The following is a 16124-nucleotide window of genomic DNA, read 5'->3' as shown; positions in this document are numbered from 1 at the left end:
CTGAAGAAACTGACGAGTGTTTTTATGAGTACCGATTCGAAGCCCGAAGCCACCAATACCGAAGCCACCAATACCGACGCCGCCGACACCACCGCGTACGAACTGGTCGGCGGCGAGGCGCGCGTGCGCGAACTGGTGGACCGCTTCTATGACCTGATGGACCTGGAGGCGCAGTTCAAGGGGCTGCGCGCCCTGCATCCCGGCTCGCTCGACGGCTCGCGCGACAAGCTGTTCTGGTTCCTGTGCGGCTGGCTTGGCGGGCCCAACCATTTCATCGAGCGCTTCGGCCACCCGCGCCTGCGCGCGCGCCACCTGCCGTTCGAGATCGGCACCAGCGAGCGTGACCAGTGGATGCGCTGCATGGCGCTGGCGATGCAGGACGTGGGCCTGTCCGAAGACCTGCAGTTGCGATTGATGAAAGCCTTTTTCGACACCGCGGACTGGATGCGCAACGTGCCGCGCTGATGCGTTCCTGCCGGACCTACCGATATCCACCACCATGACCCTGCTCCAGGCCTTGCCGGCCGAAGCGCAACGCGTACTCGATTTCTGGTTCGGCGCGCCGGGCTCGGCGCAATGGAACACCACCCGCAAGGCCTGGTTCACCAAGTCCGCAAGCTTCGACGCCAGCGTGCGCGCCGCCTTGCTGCCGCTGTGGGAAGCGGTGCGCGCCGGCGCGCACGACGACTGGGCCCTGACGCCGCTGGGTGCCTGTGCGCGCATCGTGGTGCTGGACCAGGTGCCGCGCAATGTCTTTCGCCACGATCCGCGCAGCTTTGCCACCGACGCGCAGGCGCTGCAGGCGGCGCGGCAGGTGGTGGCGAGCGGCGCCGACCGCCTGCTGCCCACGCCGCATCACCGCCTGTTCTGCTACATGCCCTTCGAGCATGCGGAATCGCGCGCGGACCAGGCCGAATCGGTGAGGCTGATGCGCGCCTTGCGCGACGACAGCGAGGGCAAGGTCGACACGGTGGCGTGGGCGCTCAAGCACCAGGCTGTGATCGGGCGCTTCGGCCGCTTCCCGCACCGCAACGCGGTGCTGGGGCGGGAGAACACGCCGGAGGAAGCGGCCTTCCTGCGGGAGCCGGGTTCCTCGTTCTGAGCGCTGGCGGCGGAGCGCGGCGCCATCAAGCTGCCGGCTTCAGCACCAGCCGCACCAGCTCGATCCAGTAGGTCGCGCCCAGCGGCAGGATCGCATCGTTGAAGTCGTAGTACGGATTGTGCAGCGGCGGGTTGTTCCCGCTGCGCGCCGCACCGAGGAATACGTACGCGCCCGGGCATTGCTCCAGCATGTAGGCGAAGTCCTCCGACCCCGTGCGCGGCAGGCAGTCCGTGTCGACGCGCTCGTCGCCCACCACCCGGCGCGCCGCGGCGGCGGCCAGGCAGGTTTCCCGCGCCGTGTTCACGCAGGCGGGATAGCCCGCGAAATAGTTCAGCTCGATCTGCGCGCCCGAGGCAGCCGCCAGCCCCTCGCACACGGCGCGCATGCGCGCTTCCGCCCGGGCGCGCGTGGCGGGCCTGAACGAGCGGCAGGTGCCGCGCAGGACCACGCGCTCGGGGATCACGTTCCAGGTATCGCCGCCGTGGATCTGCGTCACGCTGATGATCAGCGAGTCGACGGCGCTGACATTGCGGCTGACGATGGCCTGCAGCGCCGCCACCAGCTGCGAGGAGACCACGACCGGATCGATGCCGGCCTCGGGCTGCGCGGCATGCGAGCCCTTGCCGGCGATGACGATCTCGAACGTATCGGAGTTGGATGTCATGGTGCCGACGCGCGTGGAGAACGTGCCCAGCGGCAGGTTGGGCGAGTTGTGCAGCGCGTAGACGCCCGCGCAGGGAAAGCGCTCGAACAGGCCTTGCTCCACCATGACGCGGCCGCCGCCCTCGTTCTCCTCGGCGGGCTGGAAGATGAAATGCACCGTGCCGCTGATGCTGGTGTCCTGCGACAGGAATTGCGCCGCGCCCAGCAACATGGCCGTATGCCCGTCGTGTCCGCATCCATGCATCTTGCCGTCGATGGCCGAGCGGTGCGGCGCGTCGCCGAGTTCGTGCATGTCGAGGGCGTCCAGGTCCGCGCGCAGTCCGATCGCCGGGCCGGCGCCGCGCCGCAGTGTGCCGACCACACCGGTGCCGCCCAGCCCCTCATGGACTTCCAGGCCCATCCCGGCCAGCGCCCGCGCCACCAGCCGCGCGGTGCGGTGCTCGGTGAAGGCGGTTTCGGGATGGGCGTGGATCTCGTGCCGCCATGCGCGCATGCGCTCCAGCAGTGGCAGCGGCAGCGCACCGGTGCGCGGCTGGAGGGGCTGGTGCGATTCAATAGGTGTCGTCGGGGGCGTGCTCATCGCGCGGCTGCTCCTGGCAGGGTGAGGTGAAACGGCGATTTTCGGCACTCCCGACGGTTGTAACCATGACAAGTAAAGTGGAAAATCGTTGTTCACGGTGCAACGGTGCATCGTCCTCGCAGAAGAACCGGGAACGGAGACGGCGCGCTGAGGTCAGCGCAGTGCCGGGAACAAGCCATGGAAGACGTACTGGACCGCAGGCGCGCGCTGTGCCTGCTGCAGATCATCGAGACCGGCAGCGTGCGCGGCGCGGCCGAAGTGCTGGGGCTGGACCCGTCGGTGGTGAGCCGTGCCGTGGCCAGGCTGGAGCAGGACACAGGCCTGGCCTTGCTGGAGCGGCGCGGAAGGGGGGTGGCCGCGACCGATGCCGGGCGCATGCTGGCCCTGTTCGCGCGGCGCCAGCAGGACCTGCAGGACACCTTCCTGGCGGAGGTCAACAACCTGAAGAACGCGCGCGGCGGCCACGTGGACCTGGTGTTCGGCGAGGGCTTCGTCGATCTGCTGCTGGAACCGGTGCTGCAAGGCTTCATGCGCAAGCATCCGCAGGTGACCTACGGCATACAGGTGGCCGGCACCGATGAAACCATTCGGCACATCGTGGAAGACCTCGCCCATATCGGCCTGGCCTTCGAGCCGCCTACCGATGTGCGCTTGCGCTCGCACTGCTCGCGCCTGGCGCCGATCCGCGTGCACGTGCGCCGCGATCATCCGCTGGCACGCATGCGCAGGGCCCTCAAGCTGGCCGACCTGGCGCCGCATGCCGGCGCCACGCTGGTGGAGTCCTTTGGCGTGCGCAAGCATATCCAGGCGGCGGAACTCGACGAGCATGTCAGCCTCAAGCCGATGCTGGTCACCAATTCGTTCAAGGTGCTGTGGGAGTTCGCCGCGCTCGGGCTGGGCTTCGTCATGGTCCCGCGCTCGGTGCCGCACAAAGGCGCGCAGCTCAAGCAACTGGTGTCGCTGCCGCTGGCCAATCCGATCCTCAACAACAGCCGCAACCACATCATCACGCGGGCGGGGCGGCACCTTTCGCCGGCGGCCAGCAATATGCTGCGCCATATGGTGAAGTCCTTTCCGGAAATCTGACGCCCGCTGGATCGCCCGCTTGCGCCACCTGCCGCCACCTGCCGGCACGTCCCTCGATCGTTGCACTCGATGCAACGATTTGGCCCTCTCCGTGTCATTGCTGCCGCTGAAATCCCGTTGCTAGACTGGCGCCACATACCTGGACATGGCGATCACCACGGAGAAAAGATGAACGGCGCGATACACAAACACCGGTCGGGGCGACTGCACGGCGCAATGCGATGGCTGTCGGCCCTGCCGCGACTGGTGGCGCTTGGCCTGGCCTGCGTGGCCATGCCGGCGCTGGCCGACGGGCCGGCCTTTCCCACGCTGAAACCGGTATCGCTGGTGGTGCCCTATCCCGCCGGCGGCGCCAGCGATGTGTCGGCGCGCATTTTCAGCGAGCCCATCGGTCGCGCGCTGGGCCAGCAGGTGCTGGTGGAGAACGTGGCGGGCGGCACCGGCGTGCTTGGCGCCAAGCGCGTGCTGAACGGCCCGCCGGATGGCTATGCCATGCTCCACGGCTCGCCCAGCGAAGTCATCCTGACGCCCCTGCTGAATGCCTCGGCCAGATACAAGCCGGAGGATTTCCGGCTGGTACAGCCGATCACCGAAGCCACCATCGTGCTGCTGGTGCGTGGTGACCTGCCGGTCCACACGCTCGATGAGTTCATCGAACTGGCCCGGCGCCCCGGCGCCAAGCCGCTGACCTACGGCACCGTGGGCATGGGCTCGCTCTACCACGTGCTGACAGAGTACCTGGGCCAGCGCACCGGCGCCAAGTTCCTGCACGTGCCGTACAAGGGCGCCGCGCCTGCCATCCAGGACCTGGCCGGCGGCCAGATCGACTTTGCCGTCCTGGCCTACCAGGTCAGCATGGACAGCATGGCCAGGCAAGGCAGGCTGAAGGTGGTGAGCAGTTTCTCGCGCACACTGCCCGCGCAGCTCAAGCACATCCCGACCTTGCGCGAAAGCAAGCTGTTGCCGGATTTCGAGTACGTGATCGGCGGTGGCTACTACGTGCGCAAGGGCACGCCGGACGACGTGGTGCGCAAGCTGCGCGTGGCCATCGGCAAGGCGCTGGCCCAGCCGGAGCTGCGCGCCCGGCTGGAGTCCGAGGGGCGCACGGTGCTGCATGCGGTGAGCGAGCAGGAAGCCGACGCGTGGCAGGCCGCGCAGGTCAGCCGCTATCGCGGCATGGTGGATGCGCTGGGCCTCAAGCCGATGTAAGGCGCCGCGCGGGCGGGGCTCAGGTCTGCCCGCGCTTTTCCTGCCACTTGTCCACGGTCACGCGCGGGGCATTGGCGAGCTTGTCCAGGATGCCGGCAGGCGTGGCGTCCGTCAGCAGCAGGTCGTTGTGCACCTGCTTGAGAAAGCCTTCGTCCACGGCGTGCTGCAGGAAACCCAGCATGCTGTCGTAGAAGCCGTTCACGTTGAGCAGTCCGACCGGCTTGGCGTGGTAGCCCAGCTGCAGCCAGGTGAAGGTCTCGAACAGTTCTTCGAAGGTGCCCACGCCGCCGGGCATGGCGATGAATGCGTCGGCGCGGTCGGCCATCATCTGCTTGCGCTCGTGCATATTGCGCACCACGTGCAGCTCGGTCAGGCCGCGATGCCCGACTTCCTTTTGCATCAGCGCGTCGGGGATGATGCCGATGGCGGTGCCGCCGTGCGCCAGCACGGCATCGGCCACGGTGCCCATCAGTCCGACCTTGCCGCCGCCATAGACCAGCGCCAGGCCGCGTTCGGCCAGGGCCTTGCCCATGGCGCGCGCCGCGTCGGCGTATTCAGGACGGTTGCCGGGGCTGGAGCCACAGTAGATGCAGACGGACTTCACTTGTCTTCCTTTTGGTTCTGTGCCGCGCTGGCGGCGGCGTATTCGCGGGCTTGCTTGTCGAACGCCTGGCGCGCCTTGCCGCGCAGGTAGGGCGCCAGGATCGAGAAGATGTGATAGCTCGCGCCGTGCAGGTACCCGCGGATCTGCGCGGGATCGTTGTACTGGCGCGGGTGCTGCACGAACTGGAAGGACAGCCAGTAGGTGGACACCACGACCATGTTGGTGCAGATGGCATCGACCTGCTCGGGCGTGGCTTCCATCTCGCCGTCTTCCTGGAACTGGCGGCAGATCTCCATCGCGAAGCGCTTCTTCTGCTCGACGATGCGCTTGAAGTTGGTTTCAAGCATGCGGTTGCGCGCCAGCAGGTCGTTGATGTCGCGATACAGGAAACGGTAGTTCCACAGGAACTCCGACATGTACTGCAGGTAGCCCCAGCTCTCGTCCAGCGTGGCCTTGTGATCTTCGGGCAGCTTCAGGCGACGCTCCATCTCCTGCTCGAACAGCACGAAGATGGAGTTGATGATGTCGTCCTTGTTGCGGAAATGGTAGTAGAGATTGCCGGGGCTGATCTCCATGGCTTCCGCGATGGTGGTGGTCGTGACGTTGGGCTCGCCGAGTTCATTGAACAGGCGCAGCGAGACGTCGAGGATGCGGTCCCGGGTACGGCGGGGACCGGATTGCGGTTTGGGTTCCATGGGCGACCGGGCGAGCGGCGATTCGGTGAGTTGATGGCGATTATAAGCAATCGCGCCTGACGCACCGCCGCACGCATACCCGCGGGGCGGGCGATGCACGCCCGCCGCCGCCGGCCGCGGACTTGCGCTCAGGCGGCCAGCTGTCGCAGCCATCCGGCCACGATCGGCCCGGCGATGGCGAGCCAGGTGCCGCCGCACAGCACCAGCGCCAGCATCACGGCGGCACTGCCGAAGTCCTTGGCGCGCTTGGACAGGCCGTGGCGCTCGAGCGAGATACGGTCCACCGCGGCCTCGACGCTGGAGTTGAGCAGCTCGACGATCAGCACCAGCAGCAAGGTGCCCAGCAGCAGGATGCGCTCGACGATGCCGACCGGCAGCAGCAGCGCGCAGGGCGTGAGGATCGCCACCAGGGTCAGCTCCTGGCGGAACGCGCTCTCTTCCAGCACCGCGTAGCGCAGGCCCGACAGGGAGTTGATGCCCGCATGCCAGGCCCGCGCCAGGCCGCGGTTGCCCTTGTGCGGGTTCTGCTCAATCGTGTAGTCGCTGTTCGGCGAAGCCTTGGCCGGTGCCGAGGTCGGGGCCGCCGGCGGGCGGCTGGGTGCGGGCGGCGGGGGATGCGGAGTCGGCATGTTCGGATGAGTGACGGGCAGCGCTGCCGCTGGCGCTTGCATGTGCGCACGGCAGCGGCTGCAGGTGTGTCAGGAACTGCTCGGAGGCGGCGCGCCACGAGAACCGCTCGGCGTGGGCGCGGGCGGTGAGACGGTCGATGCGCAGTGCCTCCAGGCACGCTTCACGCAGGTCTTCGTGCATCACGCCGGCAGTGCTCTCGCCGAGCACGTCGATCGGGCCGGTGACCGGATACGCCGCCACGGGCAGGCCGCTGGCGAGCGCTTCGAGCAGGACCAGGCCGAAGGTGTCGGTGCGGCTGGGAAACACGAAGACGTCGGCCGAAGCATACACCTTGGCCAGTTCCGGCTGGCTCAGCACGCCCAGATAGCTGGCGCCCGGATAGCGCGCGCGCAGCGAGGCCAGCGCCGGGCCGTCGCCGACCACCCACTTGGAACCCGGCAGGTCCAGCGCGAGGAAGGCCTCGACGTTTTTCTCCACCGCCACGCGGCCCACGTAGAGGAAGATCGGGTGGGCCGTGTTGAGCACGTTGGCGTGCTGCGTGGTGAACACGTCCAGGTCCACGCCGCGGGTCCACAGCACGCCGTGCGTGAGGCCGTAGCGGTGCAGGTCCTGCAGCACCACAGGCGTGGGCGCCATCACCGCGCGCGCCGGGCCGTGGAACCAGCGCAGGAAGGCATAGGTCCAGCTCAGCGGAATGCCGAAGCGCGCCTGCACATACTCAGGGAAGCGCGTGTGGTAGGCCGTGGTGAACGGCAATTGCTCGCGCATCGCGTAGCGGCGCGCGGCCAGGCCGAGCGGGCCTTCGGTGGCGATGTGCAGCGCGTCCGGCGCGAAGGCGCGGATGCGCGCGCGCACCTTGGCGCCGGCGAACAGCGACAGGGCGATCTCGGGATAGGTCGGGCACGGGATGGTGCGGAATTCTTGCGGCGTGATCAGCTCCACCGTGTGGCCCATCGCCACCAGTTCGCGGCGGGTCGACTTGAGCGTGCGCACCACGCCATTGACTTGCGGCTCCCAGGCATCGGTGACGATCAGGATCTTCATGGCTCTCTCCTTGCGGCGGGCCGCGTGGGTGACCGGCCTCGGCGAGGCCAGGGCGATGCGTTGGTGGCTGGCGCGGGCGCTCAGGCCGCGGTGACGGCGGCGCGGCGGCCGGCCGTGGCGGGAGCGTCGAGCAGCGTGGTCCAGTAGACGATCTGCAGCTCGCCCTCCTGCGTCTCGACGAGGGCCGACAGGCTTTCCACCCAGTCGCCGTCGTTGCAGTAGAGCTGTCCGTCCACCTCGCGGATCTCGGCCTTGTGAATGTGGCCGCAGACCACGCCGTCGCAGCCGCGTCGGCGCGCTTCGTCCACCATCGCGTGCTCGAAGGAGTTGATGTAGTTGACCGCGTTCTTGACCTGGTGCTTGAGGTATTGCGACAGCGACCAGTACGGGAAGCCCAGGCGCGCGCGGATGCGGTTGAAGTGGCGGTTGATGGCCAGGATCAGGGTGTAGAGCGAATCGCCCAGGTAGGCCAGCCAGCGCGCGTGCTGCACCACGCCGTCGAACAGGTCGCCGTGCACCACCCACAGGCGGCGCCCGGTGGCGGTCACGTGGATGGCATCCTCGCGCACCGTGATGTCGCCGAAGGCGAGGCCGTCGAACTGGCGCGCCACTTCGTCGTGGTTGCCGGGCACGTAGATCACCTCGGTGCCCTTGCGCGCCTTGCGCAGCAGCTTCTGCACCACGTCGTTGTGGCTTTGCGGCCAGTACCAGCCGCGCCGCAACTGCCAGCCGTCGATGATGTCGCCGACCAGGTAGAGCTGGTCCGATTCATTGTGCTTGAGGAAATCGAGCAGGTAGTCGGCCTGGCAGCCGGCCGTGCCGAGATGGATGTCCGACAGCCAGATGGCGCGGTAGTGGCGGATCGGATGGGTGGGATGCGGGGGCTGGGGCGTGGCGGCGGGAGGAGGCAGGCTGGCGGAGGCGGGGGTGGCGGCCCCGCGCGCCGGGGGGCGTTGCTGCAGGGCGCTGGCCGGTGGCATGAAGGCGGCCAGCGCGGCGGGCAGGGACGAAGGGCGGGGCAGCGATGGCGATCCGCCAGCGCGGCCGCGCAGCAGTTGCGCGGCCTTTGCCAGGTGTCCGCGGGCAGAACGAAGGGCTTGAACCATGGCGGCCTCGGTAGCGACGATGGCTGCATTGGGCCAGCCGGCGATGACGGAGCCGTGACGGAAACATGAATGTCATATGACTGTGGCGTGCCGGCAAAAAGAAGCCGCCGGCGCCCGGCGCGGCGGGGGGCTCAGGCGGCCGGCGCCACCGCCGACAGTTGCGCGAGCGCGCCCAGCGCGGCCTGCGTGACGCGCGGATCGCGCAGCAGGCTGACGTGGCCGATGCCGGCGAGCGGGACATGGTGGGCGCCCTCCAGCCAGGAAGAACCGGCCGGGCCGGCAATGGAGTCGTGCCAGCTGAAGATCGATACCAGCGCGGCGCGCTGGCGCGGCGTTTCGCGCATCGCCAGCGCGCGCAGCCACGCGCTGCCGCAGCGCATCTGGCGGGCATTGAAGCCGCTGCCGTAGCGTGCCAGCGCGCAGCCGTGGTGCGGCGTGCCGAGCGTGACGATGCCGCGGCACGGCGGTGGCGCACCGCGGCCCGCCATGGCGGCACGCGCGGCCAGCCCGCCCATGCTGTGGCACAGCAGCAGCGGGGCCTGGCCGGTGGTGGCGGCAATGCGCGCGATGGCTGCGCGGACTTCGAGCGCGTAGTGCTCGATATCGCCGAACACCGGTTCCAGGTCGATGGCCTCGCAGTGATAGCCGGCCGCCGCGAGCGCCGGCTGCATGTCGAGCCACACCGCGTGGTTGCAGCCGTAGCCGTGCACCAGCAGCAGCGGCGGCCGTGCGCCGGGGGCGCGGGCCGGCACGAAGCGCCGGTGCGAACAGAAAGGCTGGAGCCAGTTGAACATGCGGAACACGGCGAGGCATTCGCGCGCGTGGCAGGCCAGCGCCCGCGCCGGCGTCAGGCGCGCGCAGCGTGTCGCCAGCAGGGCGGGCGGCAGCGGGGGGCGCATTGCGGCGGGCACGCCCAGGCCGCGCAGGGAGATGGCGAAGGCGGCGGCGACCGACAGGCCAAGGACGAGGAGGGCGAGAACCAGACCGCCCAGCAGGCCCGCGGCGAGCGTCCAGCCGAACCAGTCGTGCAGGGCGGCGGCACAACCCAGCGCTGCGGCGGCCTGCAATGCCACCGCGATGCGGCGCAAGGCGGCGGCCGACAGCGTCATGGCTTGGGCGGGCGCAGGTCGGTCAGGCGCGTCCCCGCCAGGCGGTCGTGCAGGAACTGGCGCCGCGGGTCGAGCCACGCCAGCAGGATCCAGATCAGCAGGCCAACGGCCAGGGCGCCGACGAAGGGGCCCTTGACCAGTCCGAGCGCGTGGCCCACCGCCGCCGAGGGCGGCAGCCACAGCCAGGCCAGCAGGTAGCGCAAGGCGGCCCGCGGCCAGCGCGGCGGCACGCCGGCGGCGGTCTCCACGCGCATGCGCCAGGTCTGCATGGCCAGCGTCTGGCCGTTGCGCTGCCAGAACCAGGCGAAGTAGCAGCCCAGCACCAGGAAGCTCCAGGCTTGCATGGCAAAGGTGCCGTCCAGGCCCAGGCGCTGCAGCGCGGGGCGCCCCAGCAGGTAGAGCGCGGTCGATGCGCTCAGCACGCCGAACAGGAGCACGCCTTCATAAAGCATGCAGGCGACGCGGCGGCGCAGCGAGGGTGCTTGCGCCGGACGCGGGGCGCTGGCCGGGGCGGGGGAGGTCTTGGCGGTGGGTTTGGACGTGGTCGCGGCGGGCATGGCGGAATTGGGGGAGGGCGATGCCGCGCCTGGGGTCATGCGCGGCGGCTGACGCTGTCGCGGCGCGGTCGGACGGGCGGGCGCGAAAGGGGATTATGCCAAAGCCGGGACTGGCCCGGGGCGCCGGGAAGGGCGCCCGGCGTGCAGGGTTCAGCGGCGTACCGGCTCGTCCGGGCTGGCCGGGCCGATGGCGCTGCTGGTCACGGCCTCGGTGTTGGCCTCGCGCGGGGTATCCGTCGCGGCGACCGCACTGGCCGGGGTTGCCGGCGCGGCCGGTGCGTGCTGTCCGGCCTGCGCATCGGATGCATGCGCAATGGCTGCCGATGCCGGATGATGCGCGACGGTTGCGCGGTTACCGGCGGGTGCCTTCTTTTCCAGATGCAGCTGGCGGGTGGTTTCGGCGGGCAGGCGCTTGCCGGACGGCAGCGCGCTGACCGCACCCGGGCGGCGCGGCACTTTTTCGGCGGCGGCCAGGTTCTTCTTCTGTTCTTCCGGTAACTGCTGGTATTTGTCCCAGGCTTCGGCCTTCTTCTGCGGGGGCAGTGATCGCGTGATCTGGTAGTTTTCGCGCGCCAGCCGGCGCTGCTGCGGCGTCATCTTGACCCATTCTGTCATGCGGGTCTGCAGGCGCGCCTGCTCGGCCGGCGAAAGCTTCTGGTATCGCTCGGCGATCTGCAGCCATTTGCGGCGATTCAGCTCGGGGAATGTGTTCCATTCCCCTTCCAGCGGAGCCAGGATGCGCTGCTGCACGACGGAGAGCTCGGACCAGGCCGGGCGGGCGTTGGCGATGCTGGCGCCGGCGGCGGACGATGCGGCGCCGGTCGGGCGGCCGCCCTGCGCCTGGCATGCAGAGGGATTGAGCAGCCAGGCGCCAGCAAAGGCGGCGCCGGCCAGCAGCAAGCCTGCCAGCCGCCGGCGCGATGCGGCGGGATGGAAGAGGGCACTGGCCATCGCTACTGACCGCGCTTGAGGAACACGTGGAAGCCCTGGTCGGCGTAGGCCGACGGCGGGAGATCGTCGAGCAGCATGGCGGCATCCACGTCGGCGAGTTCGTCGACGCGCTTTTGCTGCTGCCAGTGGTAGATGCCGATCAGGCCGGCGCCCAGCGCCACCAGCGTCCAGACCAGGCCGAGGCGGCGCAGCCAGGCGCCCGCGCGATGCAGCGGAGAATCGTCTTCGTCGAAGTCGATCGTGTGTACGCCCGCCGCGGCCAGTTGCGGCATGGCGACGGCAGCCTGCGCCTTCTTGCGCGACAGCGCGATCCGCCGCGCGGCCGCGAGCCGCTCGGTCACATCTGCCGGCAACGCATTCGCCGAGGCATCCAGTGCCGTGCGGATCTCGTGTGCCAGGCGGCGTTCGTTGATTTCTTTTTCGTTTCTGGTGCTCATAGTCGGACCCCCCGCGCTCGCAATGCCTGCGCCAGTGTGTGCGTGGCACGGGAACAGTGAGTCTTGACGCTACCTTCGGAGCATCCCATGACAGCAGCCGTTTCCGCGACGTCCATATCCTCCCAGTAACGCATCAGGAAAGCTTCGCGTTGACGTGTCGGCAGACGCTGGATCTCCTGTTCGATGATGTGCATGGTCTGGGCGCGCTCTACCTTGTCGGCGCTGCTCTCCGCTGATTCGGAGCCGATTTCGGCCTCGAAAGTGTCGAGCAGGTCATTATCTTCGCCTTCCCTGTCATCGCGCAGGTTGGAAAACAGCGTGACCCAGGTATTGCGCACCTTCTGGCGTCGGAACCAGTCGTGGATGGTGTTCTGAAGTATGCGCTGGAACAGCGGTGGCAGCTCGCCGGCGCTCTTGTCGCCGTATTTTTCGGCGAGCTTGATCATGGCGTCCTGGACGATGTCCAGGGCGGCCTCGTCGTCGCGCACTGCAAACACGGCCTGTTTGAAGGCGCGCCGTTCGACGCTGGCGAGAAAGTCGGAGAGTTCCTGATCGGTTGCCATGCAGGCGGGTACTGACGGTGAGGCCGTGGCCGGTGGATGTGCAGGTTACGGCTTTCTGCACTTCCAAAATGGGGGGAATGCTAGCAAATAACCCTGTGGGTGACCATCCTTGTTCTCTCTTGTGGTCATTCAGGACCCTCCCATGTAGTCCCGCGGTCTCCGCGCGGCCAGATCGCGGCTCCGGATGGCAGCCGGCAGCGGGGGCTTCCCTGGCAATCAGAAAGCCATGGACCATCCTGATGCAATGCAGTATCATCGTTGGTTCACGACATCAGTGGTTGTCTCATCCGGCCGCTTATGAGGCGGTCTTCCATGCAGACGCGCACCGCTTGAACCCGTGCCACAAGCCCGGCAGAGAGCATCCGAACAATTTTTTGCCGAAAATTGCAAAGGACTGAAATGAACATGCCCAGCGCGGAATTCTCCCACGCAGACAGCAATTCATCTGCCGCACCCGAAATGATCGGGGCGGAAATTCTCGTTCACGCACTTGCCGAAGAAGGCGTCGAGTACGTCTGGGGCTACCCCGGCGGCGCAGTGCTGTATATCTACGACGAGTTCTACAAGCAAAAGAAGATCGAGCACATCCTGGTGCGCCACGAGCAGGCCGCGGTCCATGCCGCAGACGGCTATGCACGTGCGACCGGCAAGGTGGGCTGTGCCCTGGTGACCTCGGGTCCCGGCGTCACCAATGCGGTGACGGGCATCGCCACTGCCTACCTGGATTCGATCCCGATGGTGATCATCACCGGCAACGTGCCGACGCACGCCATCGGACAGGACGCTTTCCAGGAGTGCGACACGGTCGGCATCACCCGCCCCATCGTCAAGCACAACTTCCTGGTCAAGGACGTCCGCGATCTCGCTTCGACCATCAAGAAGGCGTTCTATATCGCCGCGACCGGCCGTCCGGGCCCGGTGGTGGTGGATATTCCCAAGGACGTCTCGCGCAACGCCTGCAAGTACGAGTACCCCAAGTCGATCGACATGCGCTCGTACAACCCGGTGAACAAGGGCCACTCGGGCCAGATCCGCAAGGCGCTCGCGCTGTTGCAGAACGCCGAGCGTCCGTTCATCTACGCGGGCGGCGGGGTGGTGCTGGCCAACGCCAGCGACGAGTTGCGCCAACTGGCGGCGCTGACCGGCCATCCGGTCACCAACACGCTGATGGGCCTGGGCTCGTTCCCCGGCACCAGCAAGCAGTTCGTCGGCATGCTCGGCATGCACGGCACGTATGAAGCCAACATGGCCATGCAGAACTGCGACGTGCTGATCGCCATTGGCGCGCGCTTCGACGACCGCGTGATCGGCAACCCGGGGCACTTCACCTCGCAGCCGCGCAAGATCATCCATATCGACATCGACCCGTCTTCCATCTCGAAGCGGGTCAAGGTGGATATTCCCATCGTGGGCAACGTCAAGGACGTGCTGCAGGAGCTCATCTCCCAGCTGCAGGCCAGCGACGTCAAGCCCAAGCGCGAGGCCCTGGCCCGCTGGTGGGAGCAGATCGAGCAGTGGCGTTCGGTGGACTGCCTCAAGTACGACCGCAATTCCGAGATCATCAAGCCGCAGTATGTGGTCGAGAAGATCTGGGAGCTGACCAAGGGCGACGCGTATATCTGCTCGGACGTCGGCCAGCACCAGATGTGGGCCGCGCAGTTCTACAAGTTCGACGAGCCGCGCCGCTGGATCAACTCCGGCGGCCTGGGCACGATGGGCGTGGGCCTGCCGTACGCGATGGGCATCAAGAAAGCCTTCCCCGAGAAGGAAGTGGTGACCATCACCGGTGAAGGCTCGATCCAGATGTGCATCCAGGAACTGTCGACCTGCCTGCAGTACGACACCCCGGTCAAGATCTGCGCGCTCAACAACCGCTATCTCGGCATGGTGCGCCAGTGGCAGGAAATCGAGTATGACAACCGCTACTCGCATTCCTACATGGATGCGCTGCCCGACTTCGTCAAGCTGGCCGAGGCCTATGGCCATATCGGCATGCGCGTCGAGAAGACGTCCGATGTCGAGCCCGCCCTGCGCGAAGCCTTCCGCCTGAAAGACCGTACCGTGTTCCTCGACTTCCAGACCGACCCGACTGAAAACGTGTGGCCGATGGTGCAGGCCGGCAAGGGTATTTCAGAAATGCTGCTCGGCGCGGAGGACCTGTAATGCGACATATCATTTCGGTCCTGCTGGAAAACGAACCGGGCGCGCTGTCGCGCGTGGTGGGTCTGTTCTCGGCGCGTGGCTACAACATCGAGACGCTGACGGTGGCACCCACCGAAGACGCCTCGCTGTCGCGCATGACCATCGTCACCAGCGGCTCGGATGACGTGATCGAGCAGATCACCAAGCATCTGAACCGCCTGGTGGAAGTGGTCAAGGTGGTGGACCTGACCGAGGGCGCGCATATCGAGCGCGAGCTGATGCTCGTCAAGGTGCGCGCGGTCGGCAAGGAGCGCGAGGAAATGAAGCGTACCGCCGACATCTTCCGCGGCCGCATCATCGACGTCACCGAGAAGACCTATACCATCGAGCTGACCGGCAACGGCGTCAAGCTCGATGCCTTCCTGGACGCCATCGACCGTGCCGCCATCCTGGAGACCGTCCGTACCGGCGGCTCGGGCATCGGCCGCGGCGAGCGCATCCTGAAGGTCTGAACCAGATTGCAGTATCCATGGGCGGCGCCGGCACATGCAGCGTGGCAGCCGCTACCCCGACACACGAAAACGAAAGCTTGAAGGAACCATCATGAAAGTGTTTTACGACAAGGACGCCGACCTCTCCCTGATCAAGGGCAAGAACGTCACCATCATCGGCTACGGCTCGCAAGGCCATGCCCACGCGCAGAACCTGAACGACTCCGGCGTCAAGGTGACGGTCGGCCTGCGCAAGAGCGGCGCATCGTGGAACAAGGCGGTCAACGCCGGCCTGCAAGTGAAGGAAGTGGCCGAAGCCGTCAAGACCGCCGACGTGGTCATGATCCTGCTGCCGGACGAGCAGATCGCCGACGTGTACAAGAACGAAGTGCACGACAACATCAAGCAAGGCGCCGCGCTGGCCTTCGCCCACGGCTTCAACGTGCACTACGGTGCCGTGATCCCGCGCGCCGACCTCGACGTGATCATGATCGCGCCGAAGGCGCCGGGCCACACCGTGCGCTCGACCTACGCGCAGGGCGGCGGCGTGCCCCACCTGATCGCCGTGCACCAGGACAAGTCCGGCGCTGCCCGTGACATCGCCCTGTCGTACGCTACCGCCAACGGCGGCGGCCGCGCCGGCATCATCGAGACCAACTTCCGCGAAGAAACCGAAACCGACCTGTTCGGCGAGCAAGCCGTGCTGTGCGGCGGCACCGTCGAGCTGATCAAGGCTGGCTTCGAGACGCTGGTGGAAGCCGGCTACGCGCCGGAAATGGCCTACTTCGAGTGCCTGCACGAACTGAAGCTGATCGTCGACCTGATCTATGAAGGCGGCATCGCCAACATGAACTACTCGATCTCCAACAACGCCGAATACGGCGAATACGTCACTGGCCCGCGCGTCGTGACCGAGGAGACCAAGAAGGCCATGAAGCAGTGCCTGACCGACATCCAGACCGGCGAGTACGCCAAGAGCTTCCTGCTCGAGAACAAGGCCGGCGCCCCGACCCTGATCTCGCGCCGCCGCCTGACGGCCGAGCACCAGATCGAAGAAGTGGGTGCCAAGCTGCGCGCCATGATGCCCTGGATCGCCAAGAACAAGCTGGTCGACCAGTCGAAGAACTAAGTCGGAATCCAGTCTGGGCCCGCCGT

18 protein-coding genes are annotated in these 16124 nt (G+C 67.3%); 7 read left to right on the top strand and 11 right to left on the bottom strand.

The window, feature by feature from the left end; genetic code table 11:
* Nucleotides 1-24 precede the first annotated feature (24 nt).
* Together AC1DKV_RS17760 and AC1DKV_RS17755 are read left to right on the top strand one after the other, a co-directional pair.
* Complete coding sequence (locus AC1DKV_RS17760; RefSeq protein ID WP_441612352.1) at nucleotides 25-465, top strand: group II truncated hemoglobin; 441 nt, start codon at nucleotides 25-27, stop codon at nucleotides 463-465.
* A 34-nt stretch (nucleotides 466-499) separates the two neighbouring features.
* Entirely contained in the window at nucleotides 500-1102 is a 603-nt protein-coding gene (locus tag AC1DKV_RS17755) for a DUF924 family protein (RefSeq protein WP_441612351.1), read from the top strand.
* 25 nt (nucleotides 1103-1127) lie between these two features.
* Here the strand turns inward: AC1DKV_RS17755 and AC1DKV_RS17750 are convergent, their stop codons facing one another.
* Nucleotides 1128-2258, bottom strand: a complete 1131-nt coding sequence (locus tag AC1DKV_RS17750; RefSeq protein ID WP_441612722.1) for an amidohydrolase — start codon at nucleotides 2256-2258, stop codon at nucleotides 1128-1130.
* Between the two features lie 264 nt (nucleotides 2259-2522).
* Between AC1DKV_RS17750 and AC1DKV_RS17745 the strand changes: the two genes are divergently transcribed.
* Together AC1DKV_RS17745 and AC1DKV_RS17740 are read left to right on the top strand one after the other, a co-directional pair.
* On the top strand, nucleotides 2523-3431 hold the full coding sequence (locus AC1DKV_RS17745) for a LysR family transcriptional regulator (protein WP_441612350.1): 909 nt from the start codon (nucleotides 2523-2525) through the stop codon (nucleotides 3429-3431).
* A gap of 216 nt (nucleotides 3432-3647) precedes the next feature.
* Nucleotides 3648-4640 (top strand): Bug family tripartite tricarboxylate transporter substrate binding protein, encoded by a 993-nt coding sequence (locus tag AC1DKV_RS17740; protein ID WP_441612349.1) that lies wholly within the window; start codon nucleotides 3648-3650, stop codon nucleotides 4638-4640.
* A gap of 19 nt (nucleotides 4641-4659) precedes the next feature.
* Here AC1DKV_RS17740 and AC1DKV_RS17735 read toward each other — a convergent pair whose 3' ends face one another.
* The 10 genes from AC1DKV_RS17735 to AC1DKV_RS17690 all read right to left on the bottom strand — a co-directional run bounded on the left by AC1DKV_RS17735 (nucleotide 4660) and on the right by AC1DKV_RS17690 (nucleotide 12336).
* Nucleotides 4660-5244 carry an LOG family protein gene (locus tag AC1DKV_RS17735; RefSeq protein WP_441612348.1) on the bottom strand — a complete coding sequence of 195 codons (585 nt, stop codon included), beginning with the start codon at nucleotides 5242-5244 and terminating at the stop codon, nucleotides 4660-4662.
* The gene (locus tag AC1DKV_RS17730; protein ID WP_441612347.1) at nucleotides 5241-5939 is read right to left on the bottom strand and encodes a TetR/AcrR family transcriptional regulator; all 699 of its coding nucleotides are present in this window, start codon (nucleotides 5937-5939) and stop codon (nucleotides 5241-5243) included. Before AC1DKV_RS17730 ends, AC1DKV_RS17735 begins: the two co-directional genes overlap by 4 nt.
* A 128-nt stretch (nucleotides 5940-6067) precedes the next feature.
* Nucleotides 6068-6568, bottom strand: coding sequence for a diacylglycerol kinase (locus tag AC1DKV_RS17725; protein ID WP_441612346.1), 501 nt, complete (start codon nucleotides 6566-6568; stop codon nucleotides 6068-6070).
* Nucleotides 6468-7613: a glycosyltransferase family 4 protein gene (locus AC1DKV_RS17720; RefSeq protein ID WP_441612345.1), complete on the bottom strand. Its 1146-nt coding sequence runs from the start codon at nucleotides 7611-7613 to the stop codon at nucleotides 6468-6470. The genes AC1DKV_RS17725 and AC1DKV_RS17720 overlap by 101 nt, the downstream gene beginning before the upstream one ends.
* Before the next feature lie 80 nt (nucleotides 7614-7693).
* Nucleotides 7694-8719 (bottom strand): UDP-2,3-diacylglucosamine diphosphatase, encoded by a 1026-nt coding sequence (locus AC1DKV_RS17715; protein ID WP_441612344.1) that lies wholly within the window; start codon nucleotides 8717-8719, stop codon nucleotides 7694-7696.
* Between the two features lie 131 nt (nucleotides 8720-8850).
* Complete coding sequence (locus AC1DKV_RS17710) at nucleotides 8851-9828, bottom strand: esterase/lipase family protein (protein WP_441612343.1); 978 nt, start codon at nucleotides 9826-9828, stop codon at nucleotides 8851-8853.
* On the bottom strand, nucleotides 9825-10385 hold the full coding sequence (locus tag AC1DKV_RS17705; protein ID WP_441612342.1) for an RDD family protein: 561 nt from the start codon (nucleotides 10383-10385) through the stop codon (nucleotides 9825-9827). The genes AC1DKV_RS17710 and AC1DKV_RS17705 overlap by 4 nt, the downstream gene beginning before the upstream one ends.
* Before the next feature lie 150 nt (nucleotides 10386-10535).
* Entirely contained in the window at nucleotides 10536-11336 is an 801-nt protein-coding gene (locus AC1DKV_RS17700) for a DUF3106 domain-containing protein (protein ID WP_441612341.1), read from the bottom strand.
* Nucleotides 11337-11338: 2 nt separating this feature from the next.
* Nucleotides 11339-11773, bottom strand: a complete 435-nt coding sequence (locus AC1DKV_RS17695) for a DUF3619 family protein (RefSeq protein ID WP_441612340.1) — start codon at nucleotides 11771-11773, stop codon at nucleotides 11339-11341.
* Nucleotides 11770-12336: an RNA polymerase sigma factor gene (locus tag AC1DKV_RS17690; RefSeq protein ID WP_020203616.1), complete on the bottom strand. Its 567-nt coding sequence runs from the start codon at nucleotides 12334-12336 to the stop codon at nucleotides 11770-11772. Before AC1DKV_RS17690 ends, AC1DKV_RS17695 begins: the two co-directional genes overlap by 4 nt.
* 399 nt (nucleotides 12337-12735) lie before the next feature.
* On the opposite strand from AC1DKV_RS17690, the gene AC1DKV_RS17685 reads away from it, so the two are divergent.
* From AC1DKV_RS17685 to ilvC, 3 genes are all read left to right on the top strand, one after another.
* Nucleotides 12736-14499 (top strand): acetolactate synthase 3 catalytic subunit, encoded by a 1764-nt coding sequence (locus tag AC1DKV_RS17685; protein ID WP_441612339.1) that lies wholly within the window; start codon nucleotides 12736-12738, stop codon nucleotides 14497-14499.
* Nucleotides 14499-14990: an acetolactate synthase small subunit gene (gene ilvN / locus AC1DKV_RS17680; protein WP_020203618.1), complete on the top strand. Its 492-nt coding sequence runs from the start codon at nucleotides 14499-14501 to the stop codon at nucleotides 14988-14990. Before AC1DKV_RS17685 ends, ilvN begins: the two co-directional genes overlap by 1 nt.
* A gap of 91 nt (nucleotides 14991-15081) precedes the next feature.
* Complete coding sequence (gene ilvC / locus AC1DKV_RS17675) at nucleotides 15082-16098, top strand: ketol-acid reductoisomerase (RefSeq protein WP_441612338.1); 1017 nt, start codon at nucleotides 15082-15084, stop codon at nucleotides 16096-16098.
* The last annotated feature ends 26 nt before the right edge of the window (nucleotides 16099-16124 follow it).

This window comes from Cupriavidus sp. 05T41 (assembly GCF_056396525.1).
Note: the sequence above shows the minus strand (reverse complement) of the source record. Positions and strands in the feature narration are given on the sequence as shown.

What these genes read in the sequence shown, in the direction of transcription:
- AC1DKV_RS17760 (WP_441612352.1), top strand. Translation starts at nt 25, where the DNA reads ATGAGTACCGATTCGAAGCCCGAAGCCACCAATACCGAAGCCACCAAT.
- AC1DKV_RS17755 (WP_441612351.1), top strand. Translation starts at nt 500, where the DNA reads ATGACCCTGCTCCAGGCCTTGCCGGCCGAAGCGCAACGCGTACTCGAT.
- AC1DKV_RS17750 (WP_441612722.1), bottom strand. Translation starts at nt 2,258, where the DNA reads ATGCGCGCATGGCGGCACGAGATCCACGCCCATCCCGAAACCGCCTTC.
- AC1DKV_RS17745 (WP_441612350.1), top strand. Translation starts at nt 2,523, where the DNA reads ATGGAAGACGTACTGGACCGCAGGCGCGCGCTGTGCCTGCTGCAGATC.
- AC1DKV_RS17740 (WP_441612349.1), top strand. Translation starts at nt 3,648, where the DNA reads ATGCGATGGCTGTCGGCCCTGCCGCGACTGGTGGCGCTTGGCCTGGCC.
- AC1DKV_RS17730 (WP_441612347.1), bottom strand. Translation starts at nt 5,939, where the DNA reads ATGGAACCCAAACCGCAATCCGGTCCCCGCCGTACCCGGGACCGCATC.
- AC1DKV_RS17725 (WP_441612346.1), bottom strand. Translation starts at nt 6,568, where the DNA reads ATGCCGACTCCGCATCCCCCGCCGCCCGCACCCAGCCGCCCGCCGGCG.
- AC1DKV_RS17720 (WP_441612345.1), bottom strand. Translation starts at nt 7,613, where the DNA reads ATGAAGATCCTGATCGTCACCGATGCCTGGGAGCCGCAAGTCAATGGC.
- AC1DKV_RS17715 (WP_441612344.1), bottom strand. Translation starts at nt 8,719, where the DNA reads ATGGTTCAAGCCCTTCGTTCTGCCCGCGGACACCTGGCAAAGGCCGCG.
- AC1DKV_RS17710 (WP_441612343.1), bottom strand. Translation starts at nt 9,828, where the DNA reads ATGACGCTGTCGGCCGCCGCCTTGCGCCGCATCGCGGTGGCATTGCAG.
- AC1DKV_RS17705 (WP_441612342.1), bottom strand. Translation starts at nt 10,385, where the DNA reads ATGCCCGCCGCGACCACGTCCAAACCCACCGCCAAGACCTCCCCCGCC.
- AC1DKV_RS17700 (WP_441612341.1), bottom strand. Translation starts at nt 11,336, where the DNA reads ATGGCCAGTGCCCTCTTCCATCCCGCCGCATCGCGCCGGCGGCTGGCA.
- AC1DKV_RS17695 (WP_441612340.1), bottom strand. Translation starts at nt 11,773, where the DNA reads ATGAGCACCAGAAACGAAAAAGAAATCAACGAACGCCGCCTGGCACAC.
- AC1DKV_RS17690 (WP_020203616.1), bottom strand. Translation starts at nt 12,336, where the DNA reads ATGGCAACCGATCAGGAACTCTCCGACTTTCTCGCCAGCGTCGAACGG.
- AC1DKV_RS17685 (WP_441612339.1), top strand. Translation starts at nt 12,736, where the DNA reads ATGAACATGCCCAGCGCGGAATTCTCCCACGCAGACAGCAATTCATCT.
- ilvN (WP_020203618.1), top strand. Translation starts at nt 14,499, where the DNA reads ATGCGACATATCATTTCGGTCCTGCTGGAAAACGAACCGGGCGCGCTG.
- ilvC (WP_441612338.1), top strand. Translation starts at nt 15,082, where the DNA reads ATGAAAGTGTTTTACGACAAGGACGCCGACCTCTCCCTGATCAAGGGC.